Here is a 13,392-nt window from a genome sequence, read left to right on the forward strand (position 1 = left end):
ACTGGGAGTTCGCGAATGGGACATTGGCAGGCTGATAGCGTATCTATTCTGCCCTTGCCAGCGATCATGGACGGATGGGCGGTTCAGGTTCCATGGCGGGCCCGGATCGCTCCTTCAGCGCCATGCCGCCCGCGACACCGACGCCCAGCACATACATCCAGCCTTCGTGAAAGTCGAAGATATGTGAATTAAACAATGAACTCGTTATATTTTGTACCACCACGAGAAGTCCGATCCAGTTGACGAGACCGTCGCCGCGGAACAGCAGGAGATGCAGTAGCCACATCGCGTACAGGATCGCAACACCCACAATGCCCCACTGCACGGCAACGTTCAACGTTTGATTGTGGGGGTTGCCGATCACCTCGCCGGAAGCCTGGGTCACACCACCCGTCGCGACGCGCTCGAACAGGCCGCGGGTCGCTCCGGTGCCATGGCCGATGATCGGGGCCTCGGCAAAGAAGCCGAGCGACTTTCGCCAGAATTCCAGCCGCAAACCGAGCGACGTCGGCTCGTTGCGCTCTGCGTAGAGCTTGTAATCGCGCCGGAATGACTCGCCCGTCGCGCGCAATTGCGGCGAGGCATACCACGCCACCACGGACAACACACCGGCCGCACACAGGATCAGGACGATGCTGCGCCCGCGCAGATGCAGCAGCGCAAACACCGCGAACATAATCGGAACCGTCACCAGCGCCGTGCGCGACACCACCACCAGCGCCATGTTGGCGAACAGACTGAGCGCAATCACGATCAGCAGCAGCGCCGGCAGGATGCGTTTGGCCCGCAGCAGCACGACGATCGGATAGGCCAGCGCGACCGCGCACAGGGTGAATTCCTGGCTCTGGTCGATGTAGTTCTTGACGAAGACGCCCTGCTCGCCCGGAGCGGGCGCCCTCAGCGCGAGGTTGGGATAGGCCAGCACCAGCCAGGACATCAGCATCAACAGAGTGCAGGACACGAGGAAGGCCACGAACACCCAACTCCCGCGGGTCGAGCGCTGAAAATGATAGAGCAGGACCGGAAGCACCAAGAGCTTTGCCGTCGGCCCGACCGCGTAGAATCGCGCGCCCCATGTGGCGTCCGACCAGAGCATGCCGATCACCGCGATGTAAAACAGCCAGATCGGCGCCACGCAGATCGGCCGCTTCAGCAGCGTCCAGAACGCCTTCAGGTCGACCGTCGGCGCAATCGCGAACAGCAGCACCACGCCCAAGATGCCGACCAGCGAGGTCGACCACGGCAGCGACAGCGCAATCAGCACCGCGACCACATCGGTCGCGGTCTGCCAGCGCGCCGGATCGCGCCAGGCCGGGCACGCCGCGGCGCCTGCCGAGGATGCCACGCTCGCGCTCACTCCTTGCCCTCACGGGCGCGGGCCACCAGCGACGTGGTGCTGTGACCGGGCAGGATCTCGACCAGCACCACCTCGCCGCCCAAGGCCTCGACGATCTCGTGGCCGACCACCTGCTCGCGGGTATAGTCGCCGCCCTTGACCAGCACGCTCGGCCGCACCTTCGTAATCAAATTGATCGGCGTGTCCTCGGCGAAGATCGCGACGAGGTCGACGGCTTCCAGCGCCGCCAGCACTTCGGCGCGGGCGCGCTCGTTCTGCACCGGACGCCCGTCGCCCTTCAGCCGCTTCACCGAGGCGTCGCTGTTCAAGCCGACGATCAGGCGGTCGCAGGCGCCGCGCGCCGCGGTCAGCACCTTGACGTGGCCGGGATGCAGGATGTCGAAGCAGCCATTGGTGAAGCCGATGCGCAGATCCCGCCTGCGCCACTCCTCGAGATGCGCATCGATATCGCCGCCGGCCGGAACGATCTTCTCCTCGGCCGCCAGCGAGGCATGCGGCAGGATCCGTCGCCGCAGCTCATCGGATTTGACGATCGCGGTACCAGTCTTGCCGACCGCAACCGCCGCCGCGGCGCTCGCGATTCGCAGCGCGCCTTCCCAGTCGGCGCCACCCGCCAGCGCCAGTGCCAGCGCCGCCGCAACCGTATCGCCGGCACCGGAGACGTCGCGCACCTTGACCGGCAGCGCCGGCACATGGATCGATTCGCCTGTCCGCGTCACCAGCGTCATGCCGCGCTCGCCCTGCGTCACCAGCATCGCCTCGCAATCCGCGAGATACATCGCATCGGGTGCGGCCTGCGCGATGCTGTCGTGGCTGTCGGCGCGGCTGCGGGTCGCCTCGGCGAATTCCTTGCGGTTCGGCGTCAACACGGTGGCGCCGCGATAGATCGCGAGATTGGCGCTCTTGGGGTCGACGATCACGCGCTTGCCCGCCTGGCGCGCGGCATCGATCACGTTGCGGATCACCCGCGCGGTCAGCACCCCCTTGGCGTAATCCGACAGCAGCACGATGTCGGCCTGTGCAAGCCGCGGCAGTATCGCATCGATCAGCTGCTGCTCGACCGCGGGCGCGGCCGGCGCGGCAAGCTCCCAATCGGAGCGCAGCATGTGGGTCGAGAATTGTTCGGAGACGAAGCGCACCTTGCGCGTGGTCGGACGCGCGGCGTCGCGCACCAGCACAGTCTCGATTCCAGACTCTTTCGCCAGCGCCTCTGATAACGCCGCGCCGGCGGCATCCTCGCCGATCAGGCCGACGAAGATGCAGCGCCCGCCGAGCGAGGCGATATTGCGCGCGACGTTGCCGGCGCCGCCGATATTGGTCTCGCTGCGCCTGACCGCAATCACCGGCGCCGGCGCCTCGGGCGAAATTCGCGACACTTCGCCATAGACGAACTCGTCGAGCATGAGGTCGCCGACGCAGAGCACGGTCTGGCCGGACATTGCACGCGAGATCGCTTCAAAATCGAACATCAGTCACCGTCATCCGCTCTAGCGATAGCGATCCGCGCGATCGAGAAAGCCCTTCACATAGGTCCCGACCGCGTCTTCCAGGCGGGTAAAGCCGCCATTGTATCCGGCGCGCGCGAGACGATCGACGACGCTCTCGGTGAAGTACTGGTAGCTGCCGCGAATCTGCTCAGGCATGTCGACATACTCGATGTTCGGCTTGAGCCCGAGCGCGCCGTAGGCCGAGACGATCAGGTCCCTGAAGCTGCGCGCCGTGCCGGTGCCGACGTTGAACAGCCCGGAGACCCTGGGCGTCGCGATCAGCCACATCATCACCCGCACGACGTCGTCGACATAGATGAAGTCGCGACGCTGATCGCCGTCGGCGATCCCCTCACGATGCGACTTGAACAGCTGCACGACGCGGCCCGCTCTGATGTCGTCGAAGCGGCGCGCTAAGACGCTCATCATCGAGCCCTTGTGATACTCATTCGGGCCGAACACGTTGAAGAATTTCAGGCCTACACATTGCGGCGGCAGCCTCTCGCCGCGCACACGCCGCTCGGCGACGGCGAGATCGAACAGGTTCTTGCTCCAGCCATAGAGGTTCATCGGCCGCAGCTGCTTCAGCGCCTCCACCGAACCATCGTCGTCAAAGCCGTGCTCGCCGTCGCCATAGGTCGCGGCCGAAGAGGCATAAATCAGAGGCGTTGCTGTCGCGGTGCACCAGTCGAGCAGCCGTAGCGGCGTCTTGAAATTGGCTTCCATAACCAGATCGCCGTCAGTCGCGGTGGTGGAGGAGATCGCGCCGAGGTGGATGATGCCATCCAGCCGTCGGCCCTGCAGCCAGCCCATGAGCTCGGCCGGCGGCACGAAATCGGCCAGCTGACGCTTGGCCAGGTTCCGCCACTTGCCGTCCTGCCCAAGGATATCGCAGACCGCAACGTCGCTGCGGCCAGCGTCATTCAACGCAGCCACGACGTTCGATCCGATAAAACCGGCGCCCCCGGTTACCAGAAACATGATGAAATCCCGCCAGATTCCTTTGCAGCCGTCAGCTTTGCCCCACTCCCGCGCCACAGGCAACGACGGCTTTACCTCTCATCGCGAACCGGTTACCGACTTGGCCGCGCCTGATCCGGCTTTGGCCTATTTAGAAATGAATATTGATTCAATATCTGATATCGAAACGCAGGACAGCGAGGATACCAGACCTATCCTCGTCGTGCCCTATGTTTGGATCGGCGATTTCGTGCGCGGCCACACCGTGGTCCGGGTGCTGCGCAAGCGCTGGCCCAACCGGCCGGTCGACCTTCTGACCACCCGCCTCTGCGCTCCTCTGGTCGATTACATGCCGGGCGTCCGCGCCGGGATCGTGTTCGACCTGCCGCGCAGCCGGCTGGCGCTGGCCCAGCAGCGGGCGCTCGCCGCCGAGCTTCGCTCCCGGAACTATGCCACCGCGCTGGTGCTGCCGCGCACCTGGAAGGCCGCCATCGCCCCGGCGCTGGCCGGTATCCCCGAGCGGGTCGGCTTCTTTGGCGAGGCGCGGTTCGGCCTGATCAACGCGATGCGATGGGGCGAGAAGAACCAGCCGCGCTTCATCGACAAGAACGCGATCCTGGCGCTGCCCGACGGCGCGCCCCGCCCGCCGGAATGGCCGGTGCCGCAGCTCACGGTTTCCACCGATGAGGTCAGCCGATGGCGTCAGGCCAACGGCCTCGGCACCGGTCCGGCGATCGCACTCGGACCCGGCTCGGTCGGCGTCTCCAAGCGCTGGACCTATTATCCTGAAGCGACGCGACTGTTCGCCGAGCACGGCTTCGACGTCTGGGTGGTTGGCGGCCCCGGCGAGAAGGCGCTGGCGCAGGAGATCGTGGCCGCCGGCGGCGCGCGGGTCCGCGATCTCACCGGCACCGATCTGCGCAACGGCGCGCTGGCGATGGCCGCGGCCAGCGTCGCCATCTCCAACGATTCCGGACTGATGCATATCGCGGCCGCGATCGGCACGCCTACGATGGGCATCTTCGGCCCGACCGACCCCTATCTCTGGGCGCCCCTCAACGGCCTCGCTGCCACGGTGCGGCAGACCAAGAGCAAGCTGCCGTGCCAGCCGTGCCAGCGCACGGTCTGCACCATGAACGACCATCGCTGCATGCGTGACATCGCCGCAGAAGAGGTCGTGGAGATCGCGCGGCGCGTGCTGGTTCAGATCAATGCGCGATAGACCGCCGCAATCGCATTCGCCTCGGCATCGAGGCTGAACTTATCCACAACTCGTTGCCGCGCCCGTGCGCCCATCGCCGCGGCCGACGCCGGATCGCGCATCAACGGCTCGAGCGCGGCCGCCAGCGCGTCGGCGTCGCCGGGCGGCGTCAGCACGCCGGTGACGCCGTCCTCGACGACGAACTCGGCAGCACCCGCGCGCGCCGCAACCAGCGCCGCGCCTGCCGACATCGCCTCGATCAAGGTCAGACCAAAGCCCTCGTTGCGCGAGGTGAAGGCGTAGATCGTCAGCCGCTGGTACCAGCGCACGACATCCTCGATCGGCAGCTCGCCCGTGATGACGATCCGCGATTGCAGCCCGGCGGCCTCGATCTTCCGCTTCAGCTCGTTGGCGAAGGCCAGCTGCTCCGGTACCACGGCGCCGACGAGGACCGCGGTGAAACCGGGATAGCGCGGCAGCAGCCTGCACATCGCCTCGACGAACACATCGCTGCCCTTCTGCGCGCGCACCCGCCCGAAGCAACCGATCGCATAGCGCCCCGGCAATCCGCTCTCGGCGAAGGCGCTCGCGCGATCGGCCGGCGGCGCATAGCGATCGGTGTCGACGCCATGCATCACCACGGTGGCTTCGCGCTTGAGATACGAGGCCGACAGCGGGCTGGTCGCGATGACCGCGTCCATGTTGCGGATCAGCCAGCGCGTCAGCCAGGTGTGATGGCGCTGCGCGGCCGAGGTGAACAGCAGCTTCAACGGCCAGCCGAGCGAGCGCAGCACGAGCCCCGCGATCATCTCGTCGTTGCGCCGCGCGTGCCAGATCACGGGCCGCGCGCGCCGCCACAGCCGCATCAGATCGCCAAATCCCATCGCGTCGATGCCGTCCGGCCGATGCGAGCCGAGCCAGCCCGCGCGAAGCATCTTCGCAAGTTTCGGCGCGACCATCCGGTTGGTCGCGGTGACACCCGAATAGCGTCGGTGCAGATTCGGCACGATGAGCTGCAGCTCGCCGGCAGGTGTGGTCTCGATCGGCACGCAAGTCTCCGTTTCGCGCCAGTTCCTATACGCAACATTAAGCATAGTGGCCAGTTCGACCGCGGCGAAACCCCCTCTTCACCGCACTCCCGCTAGCATGGCCAGTTAAAGATATCGGGAGAGCTTGATCGATGATCGTGCTCGTGACCGGCGGTGCCGGCTATATCGGAAGTCACATGGTCCATGCGCTGGTCGATGCCGGCGAGAGCGTCGTCGTGATCGACAATCTCTCCACCGGCTTCTCCGCGTTCCTGCCCGAAGCTGTTCCGCTGTTCATCGGCGATGCCGGCGACGAGAACCTCGTCGAGGGCGTGATCGCGCAGCACGGCATCGACAGCATCATCCATTTCGCCGGCTCGGTCGTGGTGCCGGATTCGATGCGCGATCCGCTCGGCTACTACCGCAACAACACCATGACGACGCGCAGCCTGCTCAACGCGGCGGTGAAGGGCGGCATCAACAGATTCATCTTCTCCTCGACCGCGGCCGTCTACGGCAACCCGGACCAGGTGCCGGTGCCGGAGATCGCGCCGACGCGTCCGCTGTCGCCCTACGGCTCGTCGAAGCTGATGACCGAGATCATGCTGCACGATGTCGCCTCCGCTCACGGCATGAGCTACGTCGTGCTGCGCTACTTCAACGTCGCCGGCGCCGACCCGAAGGGCCGTGCCGGCCTTGCCACCATCGGTGCCACCCATCTGCTCAAGATCGCGGTCGAGGCCGCGACCGGCCAGCGCGCCAAGATCGACGTGTTCGGCACCGACTATCCGACCCAGGACGGCAGCTGCGTGCGCGACTTCATCCATGTCAGCGACCTCGTCGAGGCGCATCGCGCGGCGCTGTCCTATCTCCGCGGCGGCGGGCAATCGGTGACGATGAATTGCGGTTATGGCCGTGGCTATTCCGTGCTCGAGACGATCGAGGCGGTGCGCCGGGTCTCGATGCGCAATTTCGCGGTCGCCTACGCCGCGCGGCGGCCCGGCGACATCATGACCATGGTGGCCGACACCACGAGGATCCGCTCGCTGCTCGACTGGACCCCGCGCTACGATGACCTCGAGACCATCGCGAGCCACGCGCTGGCCTGGGAGGAGAAGCTCTTCCGGGAGCGCGCCGGCTCCGCGCGGCAGGCAGAATCGGCCTAAAAATCAAGCCGTTATCAAGCCGTTATTGGGCTTGAAAAAGCCCCGCCAAGCGGGCAATGAGGTCCGCAACCCTGACGGCCGGCGCCGCCCGCCGTCAATGGAACGCGGATGGCTCAGTTTCCAAAGAAAATTACCGACGATCCCTATGGCGCGGCGATCCTGATCCGTCGCCTGGTCACGGAACAGGGGATCACCTACTGGCGGCGCTATCTGACGGCGTTCGCCCTGATGGCGGTTGCGGCCGGCTCGACGGCGGCCGCCACCTATGTGCTCGGCCAGGTGATCAACCAGGCCTATGTCGACAAGAACATCCCGGGCATCGCCATGTTCGCCGGGATCACCGTGGTGCTGCTGTTCATCAAGGGCGTGGCGACCTACGGCCACATGGTGATCCTGTCGAAGATCAGCAACGCGATCCTGGCGCGGAACCAGCGGCAATTGTTCGCCAAGCTGATGAGCGAAAGCATCAGCTTCTTCTCGCAGCGGCATTCGTCGGAATTCCTGGCGCGGCTCACCGCCGGCGCCAAGTCGATCACCGACGTGCTCAACATGCTGGTCAATGCGATCGGGCGCGACTTCCTGATGCTGATCAGCATGCTCGCGGTCATGATCTGGCAGGACCCGCTGATGTCGTTCATCGGGCTCGTGGCGGTGCCGCCGGCGATGCTGATGCTGCGCAGGCTGGTGAAGCGGATCAAGGGCCTCGCCTTCAACCAGTTCACCGGCACCGCCGACATCATGGAGACGATGCAGGAATCGCTGCAGGGCATCCGCACCGTGAAGGCGTTCACGCTGGAAGACACCATGCAGCAGCGGATCGACGAGAACATCGCGATCGTCGAGCGCAACGCCAACAAGATGGCGCGCGTCGCCAACCGCTCCAACCCGCTGATGGAGATGCTCGGTGGCTTCGCGGTCGCCGGCTGCCTGCTCTATGGCGGCTACAGCGTGGTGGCGCTCGGTTCCACGCCGGGCCAGTTCTTCACGTTCCTGACCGCTTTCCTGATGGCGACCGAGCCGGCCAAGCGGCTGGCGCGGCTCAACATCGACCTCAACAGCCAGCTGGTCGGCGCGCGGATGCTGCTCGAGGTCGTCGACAGCCCGGCGAGCGAGCAGACCGACGACGACAAGCCGGCGCTGAAACTCTCCGATGCGCGGATCGAGCTGCGCGACGTCAGCTTCGCCTATCGGCCCGGCGAGCCGGTGTTGAACCGTATGAGCTTCGTGGCCGAGCCCGGCAAGGTCACCGCGCTGGTCGGCCCCTCCGGCGGCGGCAAGTCGACCGTGCTCGCCTTGCTGCTGCGCTTCTACGAGACGCAACAGGGCGAGATCCTGATCGACGGTCAGTCGATCTCGTCGGTCTCGCGCAAGTCGCTGCGCCGGCAGACCGCCTATGTCGGCCAGGACGTCTACCTGTTCCGTGACACCATCCGGGCCAACATCGCCTTCGGCAAGGAAGGCGCCACCGAGGCCGAGATCATCGACGCCGCCAAGGCCGCCTGCGCGCACGACTTCATCATGGGCTTCCCGCTCGGCTATGACACGCCGGTCGGCGAGCACGGCACGCAGCTCTCCGGCGGGCAACGCCAGCGCATCGCGGTCGCCCGCGCGCTGATCAAGAACGCGCCGATCATCCTGCTCGACGAGGCCACCGCCGCGCTCGACTCGGAGTCCGAAAAGCAGGTGCAGGAGGCGATCGAGCATCTCTGCCAGGGCCGCACCACGATCGTGATCGCCCACCGCCTGCACACCATCATGCATGCCGATGCAATCCTGGTGGTCGAGGGCGGCGCGATCGTCGAGCGCGGGCGGCACGAGGAGCTGCTGCGCCGCGGCGGCCGCTACGCCTCGTTCTTCCGCCTGCAGCATCACCACGACCCCTCTCCCCTGGCACTGGCGCCGATCAGCGCCACCGGCTAGAGCAGTCACCCTCACCTCAAGAGCAGCGAGACCCCCATGAACGCCGCCCCCACCGTCATTCCGCTTCCCCCGCAGCCCTCGCTTCCCGTCGTCGGTGAATCCGGCGTCTTTCCGGTTCGCCGCATCTGGTGCGTCGGCCGCAACTATCTCGAGCACATCCGGGAGATGGGCAATGACGAGCGTGCGCCGCCGTTCTTCTTCGGCAAGCATGCCGACATGCTGGTGCCCAATGGCGCGACCATCCCCTACCCGCCGCTGACCAAGGACCTGCATCACGAGGTCGAGCTGGTGGTGGCTATGAAGAGCGGCGGGCTGAACATTCCCGCCGACAAGGCGCTCGAGCACGTCTACGGCTATGCGGTCGGCATCGACTTGACCCGCCGCGACCTGCAGATCGCCTCGCGCAAGAAGGAGCGGCCCTGGGAGATCGGCAAGTCGTTCGACTATTCCGCGCCCTGCTCCGCGATCCAGCCGGCCTCGAAGATCGGCCATCCGACCGCAGGCAAGATCTGGCTCACCGTCAACGGCAAGGAAGCGCAGAAGGGCGATCTCACCGAATTGATCTGGAACGTGCCGGAGATCATCTGGCAGCTCTCGCAGCAGGTGAAGCTCGCCGCCGGCGACATCATCATGACCGGCACGCCCGCCGGCGTCTCGCAGCTGCAGGTGGGCGACAAGCTCGAATGCGGCGTCGACGGCATCGGCAAGCTGGCGGTGACGATCGGCAAGCCGGAATAACCGACCTCAGGAGCTGAGAGCCCAAAGCCCCGGACCGGCGGTCCGGGGCTTTTTGCTGTGCGCCGTCAGCGCATCGTGCCGGGCAGGCAGGGCGGCTCGGTGTAGGGAGCGGTCGCGAACGATCCGACATTCGGCGCGCGCACGCAATCGGTGGTCCTGCTGCTGACCGGCACCGTTTGCGATGCATGGGCGCGCCGCGCCGCAGCCGCAGCATTGTTGCTGGCTGCGGACGCTTGCGCCGAATACGCAGCCGCCGCAACCAGAGCAAGCGCGGCGATGGTCAATTTGGTCATAGGATTTCTCCGCACGATGGGTGAAGCCGACCAGTTCGGCTCCTGTGACCAATGACCGTGATCGCCGCAAGAATATTTCCTCACGCGCGATCACCGAACCGCGAGCGGCCTCATCACACCAGACGGAGCGGGAATACCGGAGCGGCAGAGGCACTCCATTTCATCAAGGCCGCGCGCGAACGCGGCGATGACGGCATGGAGATTCTCATGATCGATCCTCGACGACGTCTCGAACGACTTGGTGAGCAACTTGGCAAACAACTTGGCTTGGCTGCAATCCTGTCCGCGGCAATGATGACCGCCTCGTTCGCCCGGACGGCGGTCCAGGAGCCAAACGCCTACGCATCGAACGAAACCGCGACCAGGCCCTGGTCGGCGCCGGTCGGCCATCGCCAGCCGCGCGCCGCAGACATTCCCGCAACCACATCCGCGTCGCATCAGATCATCGATCAGGAGGACGTGATCCGCGACCGCAAGATCAAGGGCATTTGCCGCGGCTGCTAGAGTCCGCGAGCGTCCGGGAATCCTAGTGCCTGTCGGCGGCCTGCGGCGCAGCCGGACCTAGATGCGTCTTCTCGTACTCCAGCCACAGCTCGAGCAGCGCCATGAACGCGACCACCGCACCCGCGGCGATGGCAAAATGCATCGCGCGGCTGTGCGTGAAGCCGAGCAGCCACGGCGAGGCGATCAGCCAGCATCCGACGAACAGGTTGATCCATTCCTCCCAGATCGAAAACGCGACGATCGCCGCCAGCGACATGATCGCGATCGCGGCACCGCTGATCCTCAGATCGATCGCCGCCGTCGGGTTGGCGTGCACGAACAGCCACGGCGCCGCGAGCAGGAACATCGCGGCCACCAGATTATAGAGATCGAGCGCCGATTCTTTTCGCCACCTCATCATTGATAGCTCCCTTGCTGCCTCAAACCCGCTGCTGATGCGCGTCCGCCGCATTGATGTCCTTGCCGGTGTAGTCCGTCATCAACGCGGTCGCGACCAGCGTGATGACGGCGCAGAACGCGATGTAGATCGCGATCGCGGTCGCCGAATGATAGGTGCCGAACAGCCACGCCGCGATCAGCGGCGCCGGACCGCCGGCGATGACCGATGCGAGCTGGTAGCCGAGCGAGGCGCCGCTGTAGCGCAGCCGTCCGGTGAAGCTCTCGGCGATCAGCGCGGCCTGCGGCCCGTACTGCATGTCGTGAGGGATCAACGACAGCACGATCGCGAGGAAGATGATCGCCTCCGACCCGGTATTGAGCATCGCGAAGTATATGAAGCCGAAGATGCCGGTCACGACCGCGCCGATCATGTACATGTTCTTGCGGCCGATCTTGTCGGACAGATGCCCGAATACCGGGATCGAGACGAACGACAGCACCGAGGCCGATAGCACCGCGGTCAGCAGGAAGTCGCGCGAGACGTGCAGCGTGCTGACACCGTAGGAGAACACGAAGGCGGTGAAGATGTAGAACGGCGCCTGCTCGGACATGCGCGCGAAGGCGGACAGCAGGATCTCCTTCGGGTAGTCGCGGATCACGGTCAGCATCGGCGTGCGGTCGAGCTGACGCTCGGCCAGCAGCTTGCTGAACACGGGCGTTTCCAGGATGCCGAGCCGGATGTAGAGGCCGACGCCGACCAGGATGATGCTGAGCGCGAACGGAATGCGCCAGCCCCACGCCATGAACTGGTCGCCCGACATCTGGCTGAACGCCAGCACGGCAAGATTGGCAAGGAACAGCCCGCAGGGCACGCCGAATTGCGGCCATGATGCGATCAGGCCGCGCGAACGATCGTTGCGCGCCCATTCCATCGACATCAGCACCGAGCCGCCCCATTCGCCCCCGACGCCTACGCCCTGGATGAAGCGCAGCACGGTGAGGATCACCGCACCCCAGATGCCGATGCTGGCATAGGTCGGCACCAACGCGACCGCTGCGGTCGCCACTCCCATCAACAGCAGCGTCGCGATCAGCGTCGACTTGCGGCCGATGCGGTCACCATAGTGCCCGAAGATCGCGGCGCCGATCGGCCGCGCGATGAAGCCGACCGCATAGATGGCGAACGCTTCCAGCGTGCCGACCCAGGGATCGGAATGCGGAAAGAACAGCTTTGCGAAAACGAGGCCGGTGACGGTGCTGTAGAGGAAGAAGTCATACCATTCGATCGCGGTCCCGATCGTGGAGGCGATCACCGCGCGGCGCAGCTGGAGCTGATGCTCGGCCGGCGTAAGTTGGGTGGCGTCAAGGCCAGATGTCGGGCGGAAGGTTGAGCCTAGTGTTGGGCCAAATATTGCCATGGGACTGTCTCCCTCGGACAAGCCCCCGTGGTGGATCTCTGACCGACCGGGTCGTTTGAAGACAAACGAAATATCGCTCAGCGGGTTCCCGCGGCACTCGAACAGGAAGCTACAACTTTAGTCGGCCCGGACTCGCCGCCCGGGCGCCGGCTCGATTGGGCGCGTGAGCCGCCGCCTCGCGATCGCATCGCCCATTGCAGCAGCGCCATCCGGCGCGGCAGCGAAAGCAATACACCCAATGGACTTTGATGGCCTATGTCGTGTCGGGCATGGTGGCCTCGCAGGTCGGCCAAGATGCCGAGCGCACCTACAGCGCCGGCGAAGCCTGGTGGGAGCCGGTCGGCGCCGTCCATCGCGTTTCGCGCAACCCGAGCTCGACCGAGCCGGCGACCCTGCTCGCCATCTATCTCGCGCCGCGCGACGCAACCTCCGCCGATCTTATGAAGCCCCTGTAGCGGTCGACGAAACCAGACTTGCGAATAGACGGCAGAGGCCCCGGAGCAAGCTCCCGGGCCTCTGTGCGTCGGTGCGCGCGATCAGCCGGCCGTGCCGGGCAAGCACGGCGGCTCGCTGTAGGGCGCGGTGGCGTACGCGCCGACATCCGGCGCGCGCACGCAGTCGGTCGTACTCTTGGCCGCGGCCTCGGTGTGCCGATGCGAGACGCTGCGGGCGGCAAAGGCATCGGTGCTGAACGTCGCGGCTGCTATCAGCGCAGCGGCCACAAGGGACAGTCTGGTCATGGGTTTTCTCCATTCGATGGTCGAAGCCGAGCAAGTCCGGCTCCGTCGATCAAGTACGGCAATCGTGCCAGACTATTTCGTCACGCGAGATCACCGACGCGCGAGACCGCATTCAACTTGCAAGCAAGCGGACGTGAGCCGGCAATATCGGAACCGCGAAGACGGTCATCCTTCGGCGGCGCGCCGATCGTCGGCGGCCAGA

14 protein-coding genes are annotated in these 13,392 nt (G+C 65.6%); 6 read left to right on the forward strand and 8 right to left on the reverse strand.

Features of this window, described 5'->3' with window-relative positions; translation table 11 throughout:
* Positions 1–64: 64 nt before the first annotated feature.
* The 3 genes from ACVILL_RS40240 to rfaD are packed head-to-tail and all read right to left on the reverse strand — an operon-like array spanning position 65 to position 3,825.
* Positions 65–1,357, reverse strand: a complete 1,293-nt coding sequence (locus ACVILL_RS40240) for an O-antigen ligase family protein (protein WP_456734080.1) — start codon at positions 1,355–1,357, stop codon at positions 65–67.
* Entirely contained in the window at positions 1,354–2,826 is a 1,473-nt protein-coding gene (rfaE1, locus tag ACVILL_RS40245; protein ID WP_456734081.1) for a D-glycero-beta-D-manno-heptose-7-phosphate kinase, read from the reverse strand. Before rfaE1 ends, ACVILL_RS40240 begins: the two co-directional genes overlap by 4 nt.
* Positions 2,827–2,844: 18 nt before the next feature.
* Positions 2,845–3,825: an ADP-glyceromanno-heptose 6-epimerase gene (rfaD, locus tag ACVILL_RS40250; protein WP_456734082.1), complete on the reverse strand. Its 981-nt coding sequence runs from the start codon at positions 3,823–3,825 to the stop codon at positions 2,845–2,847.
* Between the two features lie 136 nt (positions 3,826–3,961).
* Between rfaD and waaF the strand changes: the two genes are divergently transcribed.
* On the forward strand, positions 3,962–5,026 hold the full coding sequence (gene waaF / locus ACVILL_RS40255) for a lipopolysaccharide heptosyltransferase II (protein WP_456734083.1): 1,065 nt from the start codon (positions 3,962–3,964) through the stop codon (positions 5,024–5,026).
* Here waaF and ACVILL_RS40260 read toward each other — a convergent pair.
* Positions 5,008–6,054 (reverse strand): glycosyltransferase family 4 protein, encoded by a 1,047-nt coding sequence (locus ACVILL_RS40260; RefSeq protein WP_456734084.1) that lies wholly within the window; start codon positions 6,052–6,054, stop codon positions 5,008–5,010. The two genes, waaF and ACVILL_RS40260, sit on opposite strands and share 19 nt — an antisense overlap.
* Before the next feature lie 131 nt (positions 6,055–6,185).
* On the opposite strand from ACVILL_RS40260, the gene galE reads away from it, so the two are divergent.
* The 3 genes from galE to ACVILL_RS40275 all read left to right on the forward strand — a co-directional run bounded on the left by galE (position 6,186) and on the right by ACVILL_RS40275 (position 9,857).
* The gene (gene galE, locus ACVILL_RS40265) at positions 6,186–7,199 is read left to right on the forward strand and encodes a UDP-glucose 4-epimerase GalE (RefSeq protein WP_456734085.1); all 1,014 of its coding nucleotides are present in this window, start codon (positions 6,186–6,188) and stop codon (positions 7,197–7,199) included.
* Between the two features lie 108 nt (positions 7,200–7,307).
* A complete protein-coding gene (locus tag ACVILL_RS40270; protein ID WP_456734086.1) occupies positions 7,308–9,119 on the forward strand; it encodes an ABC transporter ATP-binding protein in 1,812 nt (603 codons plus the stop codon).
* Positions 9,120–9,155: 36 nt separating this feature from the next.
* Positions 9,156–9,857, forward strand: a complete 702-nt coding sequence (locus tag ACVILL_RS40275; protein ID WP_456734087.1) for a fumarylacetoacetate hydrolase family protein — start codon at positions 9,156–9,158, stop codon at positions 9,855–9,857.
* 65 nt (positions 9,858–9,922) lie between these two features.
* Here ACVILL_RS40275 and ACVILL_RS40280 read toward each other — a convergent pair whose 3' ends face one another.
* A complete protein-coding gene (locus tag ACVILL_RS40280; RefSeq protein ID WP_456734088.1) occupies positions 9,923–10,150 on the reverse strand; it encodes a hypothetical protein in 228 nt (75 codons plus the stop codon).
* 51 nt (positions 10,151–10,201) lie between these two features.
* Between ACVILL_RS40280 and ACVILL_RS40285 the strand changes: the two genes are divergently transcribed.
* Positions 10,202–10,654, forward strand: coding sequence for a hypothetical protein (locus ACVILL_RS40285; RefSeq protein ID WP_456734089.1), 453 nt, complete (start codon positions 10,202–10,204; stop codon positions 10,652–10,654).
* A 22-nt stretch (positions 10,655–10,676) separates the two neighbouring features.
* Here ACVILL_RS40285 and ACVILL_RS40290 read toward each other — a convergent pair whose 3' ends face one another.
* Positions 10,677–11,051, reverse strand: a complete 375-nt coding sequence (locus tag ACVILL_RS40290) for an SPW repeat protein (RefSeq protein WP_456734090.1) — start codon at positions 11,049–11,051, stop codon at positions 10,677–10,679.
* 22 nt (positions 11,052–11,073) lie between these two features.
* Complete coding sequence (locus ACVILL_RS40295) at positions 11,074–12,450, reverse strand: MFS transporter (protein WP_456734091.1); 1,377 nt, start codon at positions 12,448–12,450, stop codon at positions 11,074–11,076.
* 248 nt (positions 12,451–12,698) lie between these two features.
* On the opposite strand from ACVILL_RS40295, the gene ACVILL_RS40300 reads away from it, so the two are divergent.
* Positions 12,699–12,905 carry a cupin domain-containing protein gene (locus tag ACVILL_RS40300; RefSeq protein WP_456734092.1) on the forward strand — a complete coding sequence of 69 codons (207 nt, stop codon included), beginning with the start codon at positions 12,699–12,701 and terminating at the stop codon, positions 12,903–12,905.
* An 81-nt stretch (positions 12,906–12,986) separates the two neighbouring features.
* On the opposite strand, the gene ACVILL_RS40305 is transcribed toward ACVILL_RS40300, so the two are convergent.
* Complete coding sequence (locus ACVILL_RS40305; RefSeq protein WP_456734093.1) at positions 12,987–13,190, reverse strand: hypothetical protein; 204 nt, start codon at positions 13,188–13,190, stop codon at positions 12,987–12,989.
* Positions 13,191–13,392: the final 202 nt, after the last annotated feature.

The organism is Bradyrhizobium sp. USDA 3364 (genome assembly GCF_054056355.1).